The organism is Motiliproteus sp. MSK22-1 (assembly GCF_001968815.1).
GTDB lineage: Bacteria > Pseudomonadota > Gammaproteobacteria > Pseudomonadales > Balneatricaceae > Motiliproteus.
The window spans coordinates 1-319 of record NZ_MIEQ01000074.1 but is presented as its reverse complement, the minus strand read 5'-3'; the positions used below and the strand labels follow the sequence as shown (position 1 = coordinate 319).

The window sequence follows — 319 nt, the reverse complement described above, 5'->3', positions numbered from 1 at the left end:
TTACCGCCCCGAAAACGGCGCCAAAGGTCGAGGCCATGCCGCCCAACACCACCATGGTGACAATCTCAATCGAGAAAAAGAAACCAAAAGAGTCCGGGCTGACAAAGGCTTGCTGATGGGCAAACAGGCTGCCTGCCAGAGAGGCCAGCATCGCCGACAGCACAAACACATGAATACGGGTCCGCACGGTATCGACCCCCATCATCTGCGCGGCAAACTCAGAGCCATGCACCGCCCGTAGCTCACGCCCGGCCCGGGAATCAATAATATTCAGGGAGATCAGCACCACCGCCAGAGAGAAAAAGGCGATCATCGCATA

Annotated in this window: 1 protein-coding gene; it reads right to left on the bottom strand. The window is 57.1% G+C overall.

What is annotated here, in order from left to right; translation table 11 throughout:
- Nucleotides 1-319: branched-chain amino acid ABC transporter permease (locus BGP75_RS21485; RefSeq protein ID WP_143821143.1), on the bottom strand; the 319-nt coding region annotated here is incomplete at both ends.